This is a genomic window from Natronomonas sp. CBA1123 (assembly GCF_009741925.1).
Taxonomy (GTDB): Archaea; Halobacteriota; Halobacteria; order Halobacteriales; family Haloarculaceae; genus Natronomonas.
This window is the reverse complement of the sequence record NZ_WPCC01000068.1, coordinates 1-8,569: the sequence shown is the minus strand read 5'-3', so window position 1 is coordinate 8,569 and position 8,569 is coordinate 1. Positions and strand designations below refer to the sequence as shown.

General features: G+C 66.4%; 12 protein-coding genes. 6 read left to right on the top strand and 6 right to left on the bottom strand.

Annotation, left to right across the window (positions count from 1 at the left end; genetic code table 11):
* On the top strand, window positions 1–695 hold a 695-nt coding region (locus GJ631_RS17810; protein ID WP_156710446.1), incomplete at its 5' end, for an MFS transporter.
* Between the two features lie 6 nt (window positions 696–701).
* Here GJ631_RS17810 and GJ631_RS17805 read toward each other — a convergent pair.
* Together GJ631_RS17805 and hisD are read right to left on the bottom strand one after the other, a co-directional pair.
* Entirely contained in the window at window positions 702–1,490 is a 789-nt protein-coding gene (locus GJ631_RS17805; RefSeq protein ID WP_156710445.1) for an enoyl-CoA hydratase/isomerase family protein, read from the bottom strand.
* A gap of 25 nt (window positions 1,491–1,515) precedes the next feature.
* Window positions 1,516–2,796, bottom strand: coding sequence for a histidinol dehydrogenase (gene hisD / locus GJ631_RS17800; protein WP_156710444.1), 1,281 nt, complete (start codon window positions 2,794–2,796; stop codon window positions 1,516–1,518).
* A 97-nt stretch (window positions 2,797–2,893) separates the two neighbouring features.
* Between hisD and GJ631_RS17795 the strand changes: the two genes are divergently transcribed.
* Both GJ631_RS17795 and GJ631_RS17790 read left to right on the top strand, forming a co-directional pair.
* A complete protein-coding gene (locus GJ631_RS17795; protein ID WP_156710443.1) occupies window positions 2,894–3,178 on the top strand; it encodes a hypothetical protein in 285 nt (94 codons plus the stop codon).
* 55 nt (window positions 3,179–3,233) lie between these two features.
* Window positions 3,234–3,908: a metal-dependent transcriptional regulator gene (locus GJ631_RS17790; RefSeq protein WP_156710442.1), complete on the top strand. Its 675-nt coding sequence runs from the start codon at window positions 3,234–3,236 to the stop codon at window positions 3,906–3,908.
* 3 nt (window positions 3,909–3,911) lie between these two features.
* Here the strand turns inward: GJ631_RS17790 and GJ631_RS17785 are convergent, their stop codons facing one another.
* From GJ631_RS17785 to GJ631_RS17775, 3 genes are read right to left on the bottom strand one after another with little or no spacing between them, the layout of a single operon-like run.
* Complete coding sequence (locus GJ631_RS17785) at window positions 3,912–4,550, bottom strand: winged helix-turn-helix domain-containing protein (RefSeq protein WP_156710441.1); 639 nt, start codon at window positions 4,548–4,550, stop codon at window positions 3,912–3,914.
* A 56-nt stretch (window positions 4,551–4,606) separates the two neighbouring features.
* Window positions 4,607–4,819: a hypothetical protein gene (locus GJ631_RS17780; protein WP_156710440.1), complete on the bottom strand. Its 213-nt coding sequence runs from the start codon at window positions 4,817–4,819 to the stop codon at window positions 4,607–4,609.
* A 53-nt stretch (window positions 4,820–4,872) separates the two neighbouring features.
* Window positions 4,873–5,127 carry an MTH865 family protein gene (locus GJ631_RS17775; protein ID WP_156710439.1) on the bottom strand — a complete coding sequence of 85 codons (255 nt, stop codon included), beginning with the start codon at window positions 5,125–5,127 and terminating at the stop codon, window positions 4,873–4,875.
* A gap of 151 nt (window positions 5,128–5,278) precedes the next feature.
* Between GJ631_RS17775 and GJ631_RS17770 the strand changes: the two genes are divergently transcribed.
* The 3 genes from GJ631_RS17770 to GJ631_RS17760 are packed head-to-tail and all read left to right on the top strand — an operon-like array spanning window position 5,279 to window position 7,101.
* Window positions 5,279–5,941: a hypothetical protein gene (locus tag GJ631_RS17770; RefSeq protein ID WP_156710438.1), complete on the top strand. Its 663-nt coding sequence runs from the start codon at window positions 5,279–5,281 to the stop codon at window positions 5,939–5,941.
* Window positions 5,938–6,567 carry a hypothetical protein gene (locus tag GJ631_RS17765; RefSeq protein WP_156710437.1) on the top strand — a complete coding sequence of 210 codons (630 nt, stop codon included), beginning with the start codon at window positions 5,938–5,940 and terminating at the stop codon, window positions 6,565–6,567. Before GJ631_RS17770 ends, GJ631_RS17765 begins: the two co-directional genes overlap by 4 nt.
* Window positions 6,568–6,615: 48 nt before the next feature.
* Complete coding sequence (locus tag GJ631_RS17760; protein WP_156710436.1) at window positions 6,616–7,101, top strand: DUF2062 domain-containing protein; 486 nt, start codon at window positions 6,616–6,618, stop codon at window positions 7,099–7,101.
* 3 nt (window positions 7,102–7,104) lie between these two features.
* On the opposite strand, the gene GJ631_RS17755 is transcribed toward GJ631_RS17760, so the two are convergent.
* Window positions 7,105–8,569 (bottom strand): YcaO-like family protein (locus GJ631_RS17755; RefSeq protein WP_156710435.1); only part of this gene is annotated, 1,465 nt, incomplete at its 5' end.

The window sequence follows — 8,569 nt, the reverse complement described above, 5'->3', positions numbered from 1 at the left end:
CGACGCCGGAGCGGCAACCGACCGCGAGCGAGGTCGCCGCCGAGACGCGCCGTCGACTGTTCCCCGCACCCGATGAGCGAGGTCATCTCACGACGAACGGGCTGTTGTGGCTCTACGCGGCGGTCGCGCTCCGCAACCTCGCCGTCCTCGGTATCATGGCCATCGTCGCGCCGTATCTCATCACCGTCGTCGGCGTCTCTCAGGTCCTGATGGGCGTGCTGCTCGCGTTCAACCACGGCTCGCAGGTGCTGTTCATGTACGCCCTCGGCGTCGTCGCCGACAACGTCGGTCGGAAACCGCTGGTCGTCGTCGGGATGGGCGGCAGTTCGGTCTTCGCGTTGATGGCTGCCGGATTAACTACGGTCCCGGCCGGCGTTCTCCGTCTCGCCTTCGGCGTCGCCACCTTCGTCGTCCTGGGGGCGTCGTTCTCGGCGATGACAATCGGCGGATTAGCGTTCATCAGCGACGTGGCGCCGGCTACCCGCGAATCGGAGTTGATGGGGATACGGGAGACGGCGAAGGGGCTCGGCGGCATCTTCGGTCCCGCCCTCGTCGGCGGCGTCGCGACGCTGTACAGCTACGAGTTGGCGTTCGTCGCGGCGAGTCTCGTCGGCTTCCTCGCGACCGCGCTCGTCGCGTGGGGGGTGGTCGAAACCTACGATGCCGAACGTCGGGCGGTCGTCGTCGACGACTGAGGCGCCTTACTCCCCGGTGAACTCCGGTTCCTCGTCGCTGTTGAACGCAGCGTGTCCTCGCGAGAAGTCCTCGGTGTCGGTGAGGCCGGCGATGGTGTCGCCCTCCTCGGCGAGCTGTTCGTTCAGCGAGTTGTCGAAGCTCTTCCGGAGCAGTCCCTTCGTCGCCGCGTAGCTCTTCGTCGGTCCCGAGGCGAGCCGTTCGGCCTCCTCGGTGAGGCGCGCTTCGAATTCGTCGTCGGCGACGACTTCCGTCGCGAGGCCGATATCAACGGCCTCCTCGGCACCGACTGGCTCGTCTCGGAAGGCGATTTCCTGTGCGGTTCGCATGCCGACGAGTCGGGGCAACAGGTACGTCGACCCGCCGTCGCCCGAAAGCGCGATTCGGGGGTAGGCGAACTCCAGCCGTGCGGATTCGGCGATGAGGGCGATGTCACCACAGATTGCCGGGCCGAGGCCGCCGCCGGCGGTGACGCCGTTGACGCCCGTGACGACCGGCTTCGGCGCCCGAATCAGTTGGGCGACGAACTCGTGCAGCAGGTTCGTCAGCTTTCGCAGGGTGGGTTCGTCGCTCTCGTCGCCCGACAACATCGTGAGGTCGGCGCCGGTGTTGAAGACGGCGCCGTTGCCGGTGAGCGTGATACAGCGAACCGAATCGTCGCTGACGAGGTCGTGGGCCGCTGCCGCGAGTTCCTCGCCCATCGTCTCGTTCAGGGAGTTGTGTGCGTCCGGACGGTCGAAAGCGACGCGACCGACCGACCCGTCGCGGGTCACCTCGATGGTGTCGTACTGTGACATACGACACCCGACGGCGCGGACCCCCTTAACTTTCGTCGCCCGCGAAACGCCGGTCGACGCTCTCGGCGTGGGCCTCCAGTCCCTCCGCGCGGGCGAGCGTCGTCACCGTCTCGCGGATGTCCGCGAGCGCGTCGTCGTCGAGTTTCTGGACCGTCGTCGAGCGGAGGAAGTGGTCCACGGAGAGGCCGCCGGCGACTTTCGCCAACCCGCCAGTCGGGAGAACGTGGTTCGGGCCGGAGGCATAGTCGCCGGCGGCGACCGGCGAGGCGGCGCCCAGAAAGACGCTGCCGGCGGAGTCAATGCGGTCCAGTATCGCCTCGTCCTCTGCCGTCTGCAGCGAGAGGTGTTCGGCGGCGTACTCCTCGGCGAACAGCACGGCCTCGGGCATCGACCGGGCCAGCAGCACACCCGAGGCGTCGTTGTCCAGCGCCGCCTCGATGACCTCCCGGCGCTCGCGGTCCTCGGCCTGTTCCGTGCAGGCCTCGGCGACTGCCTCGGCGGTCGCCTCGTCGTCGGTCACACAGACCACCGAGGCGTTCTCGTCGTGTTCGGCCTGTGCGACCATGTCCGCAGCGACGAGTTCGGGGTCGGCGGTGTCGTCGGCGACGACCAACACCTCGGAGGGACCCGCGAGGAAGTCGATTTCCACGTCGCCGCGCACCTCGGCTTTCGCCGCCGTCACCCATTTGTTGCCCGGGCCGACGACTTTCTGGACGGCCGACACCGTCTCGGTACCGTAGGCCAGCGCCGCGATGGCCTGTGCGCCGCCGACCTGATACACCGCGTCGGCGCCGGCGACGTGTATCGCCGCCAGCGTCGCGGGGTTCAACTCCTCGGCCGGCGGCGTCGCGACCGCGACGTGGTCGACGCCAGCGACTTTCGCCGGAATGACACCCATCAGGACGCTGGAGGGATACGCCGCCGTGCCGCCGGGTGCGTACACGCCGACGCGCTCTAAGGGTCTGTAGCGCCGTCCCAACTCACGCCCCTCGAAGTCCTCCCGCCAGTCGTCGGGTACCTGCCGCTCGTGGAACGCACGGATATTTTCGGCGGCGTCCTCGATTGCCTCCCGAACCGCGTCGTCGACTTCCTCGTAGGCGCGTTCGGCCTCGTCCGTCACGTCGAGGTTTCCGATTTCGACGCCATCGAATTCGCTTGCGTACGACCGCAGCGCAACGTCGCCCTCCGTCCGCACCCGGTCGACGATGTCCCGGGCCGCCTCGCGGGCGTCGGCGACGCCGGCATCCCGCTCGAACAGCGCCGCCCGCTCCGTCGGCGAGAGGTCGGCGACCTTCCTGACGTTCATACGTTTCGTTCGGCGGTGCGGCCGGAAAGCGGTTTCCATCGTCGGAGTTGGTACACGCCAACGACGGCCTCATTCGTCCGCGGTTCCTAGTTCCGATATGGCCGAAACAGCGACGGAACCCGTCCGGGTCTGGCTCGTCGAGCGAACGTACGGGGACGACGAACTGAACCTCGTCATCCTCACCTACGCGACGCCCGACGGTGAGCGATACCTGCGGAAAGAGCGCGCGCTGACGAGTTTCACCGGCGCGAAACGGGAGACGACCGCCGCCATCGACGCCGACCCCGCGAACCTCGGGGAGACGCCCCCGGAGGACCGCGAGTACTTCGCCGACGCGGCGAGTCGAACCGCCGAAAAGTACGACCCCGAGGAGACGCTGTAACCGCCGTCCAATCGGACGAAAAACACTATGCCTTCCGGTCGCCAAGACTCGGACGATGCTGAGCGCCGTCATGGAGGACTACATCAAGGCGATATACACCATCGGCAACGACACTGACGAGCGCGTCAGCACGTCGGAACTCGCCGACTACCTCGACGTCACCTCGCCGACCGTCTCCAGTATGGTGAAGAAACTGGAGGAGCGCGGACTCGTCGACCGCGAGGAGTACCGCGGCGTCACGCTCACCGAGGAGGGCGAAGTCGTTGCCCTCGAAATCCTCCGTCATCACCGGCTTCTGGAGTCCTTCCTGACGGAACACCTCGACTACGACTGGGCCGACGTCCACGAGGAGGCCGACCGTCTCGAACACCACGTCTCCGACGAATTAACCGAACGCATCGCCGAGGCGCTGGACAACCCCGGCGTCGACCCCCACGGCGACCCGATACCCGACGCCGACCTCCGACTGCCGGAGGTCGACGAGCAGACGCGGCGTCTCTCCTCGGCAGCCGAGGGCGACCACGTCGTCGTCCGGCGCATCCGCCATCAGGGCGACGAGGAGTTGCGCTATCTCTCCGAGGCCGGTATCGAACCCGGCGTCGAACTCGAAATCGTCGAAATCGCACCGTTCGGACTCGTCACCGTTCGGACCCCCGAGGGCAAACAGAGCCTCCCGGAGGAAATCGCTCGACTCATCGAAACGGCGTCAGTCAGCGAAGCCGAGGTCTGACGGTCAGACCGACGTTGTCTTTCGGGCCCGGTACTCGCGGAGTCCCCACACCAACCCGAGGGCGGCGACGACGACACAGCCGCCGAGGAAGAAGGCCAAAAGCGGGTCGAGTGCGACGACGCTGGAGGTGGCTGCGTCGGCCGCCGACTGTGATTCCGCCATCATCCCCACATCGTCGCCACGTGGCTGTGGGGCCGCCTCCGGTCGGAGCAACTCCGAGGCCGCCGCGAACACCAGCGTCGAGAGACTGACGACGAAGAACAATCCGAACAGCCGCTGGAGGGTGTCTCTGAGCCGCGAACTGTCGTTGTCACGGCCCGCAAAGAGGACGACGGCTTCGCTCGCCGGCCCGTAGACGGTCATCTCGTTGCCCTTCTCGGAGTAGCCCATCCCCGCCGGTTCGATGAGGCCGGCCTCCTCCAGTCGGTCGAGGTGGTAGTGGACGTTCTGCAGGGAGGTACCGACACTCTCGCGGACCTCTGTCGGCGTTCGTGGCTCGTCGTAAATCGCGGCCAACACCTTCCGGGCGGTCTCCGACCCCAGCGCGTCGAACGCCGCGTCGGCGCCTTCGCCGTCGATGTCGAGTACCTTCGGTTCGTCGGGCGACGGTGACACCTCCAGTCGACTCGGCAACAGACTCATTGCCGAGTCGTACTCGAGATGCGGAAATACCCCTTCCGGTAACTCAAACCGCCATTTCACTCTTCGAGCGGGCGGATTCCCGACACCGCAAGCACCGACCGAAGCGTCAGAAAGACGATAAGGGCGCCGCCGGCGAGCATGGTCGGCGCCGACAACAGCCGTGCGGTGTCGTCGGCGAGGACGAGTCGCGACGTCCCCATGAGAATGAAACTCGCGATGACCAACCCGAAGGCGAGAAGCGAGAGTCGGACGAACGTGTTCTGTCGCATCAGCAGTCGCTACCGACTCGGACGTGCGCAAATAAAAAGGGTGTTGTCGGCGTTTAGAGGTGACCTTCGTCTTCGAGGCCTTCCATGATGTCGTCGACGAGGGACTCGACGTCCTCGTACGGGAAGTCCTGGCTGCCCCCGCCCTTCGTGTTGAGTTCCATGGCGGTCATGGAGAACTCGCCGGACTCGAACGTCGTGCCGGGGCCCTGCGGCAGGGCAGGCACGAGGTCCATCGGGCTGTTGACGGGGTAGTCGGCACCTTCGAACGCGTCGATAAACTGCTGACGGAGGTCGTCTTTGTCGACCATTGCGTACGCTCATGAAACGCACATCCAATTGAATGTTGTGCTACGCATCGCCGTGTGCTTATATACCAACCCGTTTCAGGGCCGAAACCGGGCCGCGTTCGGGCGGCGACGGCGAGTGGTTTTATCCCTACTCGACGCTTCCGGACGACCGATGTCAGACCGCGAGGACTCGACGGAGTCGATGTCGCGAGAGGAACTCGAAGACGCCCTCTCGCGGCTGTTCCGGAGTGGCCGGACCAACGCCGTGCTGTCCTGGCTGCTCGTGGCCGTTCTCGTGGGTGTGTTCGTCGAGAGCCTCCTCGATTTCGACCGACTGTGGATTGCCTTCGTCGCCGCGACGGCCGCCGTCGTCCTGCTACCGCCACTCGCCCACCGCGAGTGGCAGGTGATGCTCCCGTGGGAACTGCTCGTGCTCGCGCTGTTGCCGATTCTCGTTCGCGGCACCGTCGGCGGCGAACTCGGGACGTTCTCGTTTTACCTCTCCATCGCCGCCCTGGCGCTCATCGTCTCCGTGGAGTTGCACATGTTCACGGCCCTCCGGATGACCCACTGGTTCGCCATCACGTTCGTCATCATGACGACGATGGCCGCCGAGGCGGCGTGGACGGTTCTTCGGTGGAACGCCGACCAATACCTCGGCACCGAGTTTCTGGGCGGTTCCAGCCTCGGTCAGGACGCTGCCAACGCCGCGTTGATGACCGAATGGGCTTACGTCACGCTGGCCGGATTTGCTGCCGGGGTCATCTTCGATGCGTACTTCCGACGCCGCGGTCGGCAACTCAGACGGCGCATCCGAACGGTGATTCGCGGATGAGTTTCCTCCCCCGGCCATCGCGTCGGAATCAGCGCCGACTCACCCGAGGGATGCAAGTCCTGTTGGTCGGTATCGTCGCTTTCGGGCTTCTGTTCGGCCAGCCCAAGGCGATAACCAACGGCACCATCGCACTCGTCATCACCTTCGTCCCGGCGCTGCTCAGGCGGAGCTACGACCTGCCGTTGGACCCCTGGCTCGCCCTCTGGATTACGCTTGCCGTCTTCCTGCACACGCTGGGGTCGGCTGGTCTCTACGCGCAACTCGACTGGTGGGACAGCATCACCCACGCGATGTCGGCGTCGCTCGTCGCTGCCGTCGGCTACACGTTCGCCCGCGCTGTGGACCTCCACAACGACGACATCTTCATCCCGCGGCGCTTCTTCTTCGTCTACTTGCTCGTCGTCGTGTTGGCCTTCGGCGTCGTCTGGGAACTCTTCGAGTTCGGCCTCGACGTGGCGGCGAACGCGACCGGCCTCGACATGCCTGTCTCCCAGCACGGTCTCGACGACACCGTCCGGGACCTGATGTTCAACTCCCTCGGTGCGATTCTCGTGGCCGTCTTCGGACAGGCGCACCTCTCCGGCGTCGCGGAACTCATCCGCGAACGGGTGCTCATGGGGCCGTGATGCGGTTTCGCCCGGAGCGTTGATACCCGTGGAGAGCGACTGACTACCATGCCTCGGCGACGGCTGACTGCGTATCGCGACCGGGTCAGAGCGTCGTTAGAGGACGCCTTCTCCGAGGAACTTCCACCACACGACGTGGCGACGAGCTTTTCAGTCGGCGTGTTCGTCTCCGCACTCCCGAATCTCGGCATCGCCTTGGTGCTGTTCGTCGCACTCGCTTACGCGTTCGAACGGGTCAGTAAACTCGCACTGTTCGCCTCCATCGTCGTGATGAACCCGCCGGTGAAGTGGGCCATCTACGCCGCCAGCTTCTGGCTCGGTTCGCAAATCCTCGGGCCGGTCGAGGGCGCCTCCGTCTCGGAGTTGTCGCTTTCGCTCGGGCCGGAGGTGTTGGTTCGACTCCTCGTCGGGAACGTCATCATCGCGGTCGTCGTCGCCGTCGTCGGCTACGGGCTCGCGCTTCGACTCATCCGGGAACTCCGACGCCGGGATATCGATGTCGTCGACCACATCGCCGAACCGTTCTCGGATTGAGCGTCACGGGAAGGGGTGGTGGTCGCGGTCCGGTCGGGGTTGGAATCCGAGCGACTCCGGCACCGATTCGGCTCGCTCGCCGAAGTAAGGGTCGTTCGTGAAAAGCGGCTGAGCCTCGGGAACGACCACTCGGACGGCCTCGAACCCGAGCGTCGCCACGTCTCGCGGCGTCACCCGCGCACCGTAGGCGTCGAGTCCGGCCTCGGTGACGCGGTCGACCAACGCGTCGAGTTCGGCTTCCCCGTCGGGCGGCGCTTCGGGGCCGACGCTCGTCGCCGGTATCGTCGTCTCCGGGTCGACGAACTCCCGTGCTGTCGCCGGGAAATCGGCGTAGTGGCCGATTGCCCCCGGTTCGTCGGCAGCACGGTCGGGGCCCATCCGACGCAGTTCGAGCCAGTTCTGGATGGCTTCCTCCAGGGCGTCCCGCGCGGCTGCCTCCGGGTCGAAGTCGGCGGCCATCCCCGCCGCGAACCGCGGCCACTCCCCCTCGCGGTGGACGCAACTCGCGACGACCGGGACGTCCACGTCCTGTGTCAACAACAGCGCCGTCGCGGTCAGTTCCTCGCTCCGTGCGCGTGCGGCGAGGGTCTCGAACCCCTCGTCGTCGACCGCCAACCCGAGTGGCTCGAACGTCGAGTACCACGACAGCATCGCGGCGTCCCGCTCTATCACTTCGTACAGTCCGGACAACAGCGCCTCGACGCCGCCGTTGCCCAACCCGAGGCCGGTCGTAATCGCGGGACGAATCCGACGCTCCGGTGGCGGGAACACGACCAACTCCGCCGGCAGTTCGACGGCATCGCCGGTTTCGAGGTGCCTCGCTGGATGCCACCGCTGGACCGAGTCGGTGTCGACGGCGTCGTCAGGTGCGACGAACCGAGTGGAGTCGATTGGGTTCGTCGGGTTGCGCTCGAACGCCGACTCCCGATACACGGCGGCGCTGTAGCGCTCTAAGGCCTCGCCGAGTGCCTTCATGAACGCCGGGTCCCAGTCCAATCCGACGCCGGCGGCGTGTTCGGGTACGTCGGCGTCGGAAAACGGCGTCCCGTTGAGCGTCGACAGGTAGTACGGAACCGGGAACGACTCGATTTCGCCGACGCTCGCGATTGGCCCGACACGCTCGTCGAAGGTCAGTTCCGCCATCGTGAGCGCCTCCTCCAGCGGCCGCGGGTCGTGATTCCGGCGGAGCCGTCGGTCCTCCGAATCCGCACAATCACAGTACGGTAGCGGTAGGACGCGACGCTGGCTGTGTGGAACCTCGACGACGCCCCCGACGACTGCCGACTGCCCGCCGGCGACGAGCGTCGTCAACTCCCGTCCCGCGAGCGCACCCGCAAAGCGTGCCGTCCCGGCGTCGTAGGCTCCGTCGTCCGTCTCCGGGTCGGCCGCAGCGACTCGTCCGCGGAGACAGTCGTGACACGCCGTTCCGGGAGCGAACCCCGAGATGGCGGCGTCGACGCCCTCGACA

What these genes read in the sequence shown, in the direction of transcription:
- GJ631_RS17760 (WP_156710436.1), top strand. Translation starts at nt 6,616, where the DNA reads ATGCCTCGGCGACGGCTGACTGCGTATCGCGACCGGGTCAGAGCGTCG.
- GJ631_RS17775 (WP_156710439.1), bottom strand. Translation starts at nt 5,127, where the DNA reads ATGGTCGACAAAGACGACCTCCGTCAGCAGTTTATCGACGCGTTCGAA.
- GJ631_RS17780 (WP_156710440.1), bottom strand. Translation starts at nt 4,819, where the DNA reads ATGCGACAGAACACGTTCGTCCGACTCTCGCTTCTCGCCTTCGGGTTG.
- GJ631_RS17790 (WP_156710442.1), top strand. Translation starts at nt 3,234, where the DNA reads ATGCTGAGCGCCGTCATGGAGGACTACATCAAGGCGATATACACCATC.
- GJ631_RS17785 (WP_156710441.1), bottom strand. Translation starts at nt 4,550, where the DNA reads ATGAGTCTGTTGCCGAGTCGACTGGAGGTGTCACCGTCGCCCGACGAA.
- GJ631_RS17765 (WP_156710437.1), top strand. Translation starts at nt 5,938, where the DNA reads ATGAGTTTCCTCCCCCGGCCATCGCGTCGGAATCAGCGCCGACTCACC.
- GJ631_RS17770 (WP_156710438.1), top strand. Translation starts at nt 5,279, where the DNA reads ATGTCAGACCGCGAGGACTCGACGGAGTCGATGTCGCGAGAGGAACTC.
- hisD (WP_156710444.1), bottom strand. Translation starts at nt 2,796, where the DNA reads ATGAACGTCAGGAAGGTCGCCGACCTCTCGCCGACGGAGCGGGCGGCG.
- GJ631_RS17805 (WP_156710445.1), bottom strand. Translation starts at nt 1,490, where the DNA reads ATGTCACAGTACGACACCATCGAGGTGACCCGCGACGGGTCGGTCGGT.
- GJ631_RS17795 (WP_156710443.1), top strand. Translation starts at nt 2,894, where the DNA reads ATGGCCGAAACAGCGACGGAACCCGTCCGGGTCTGGCTCGTCGAGCGA.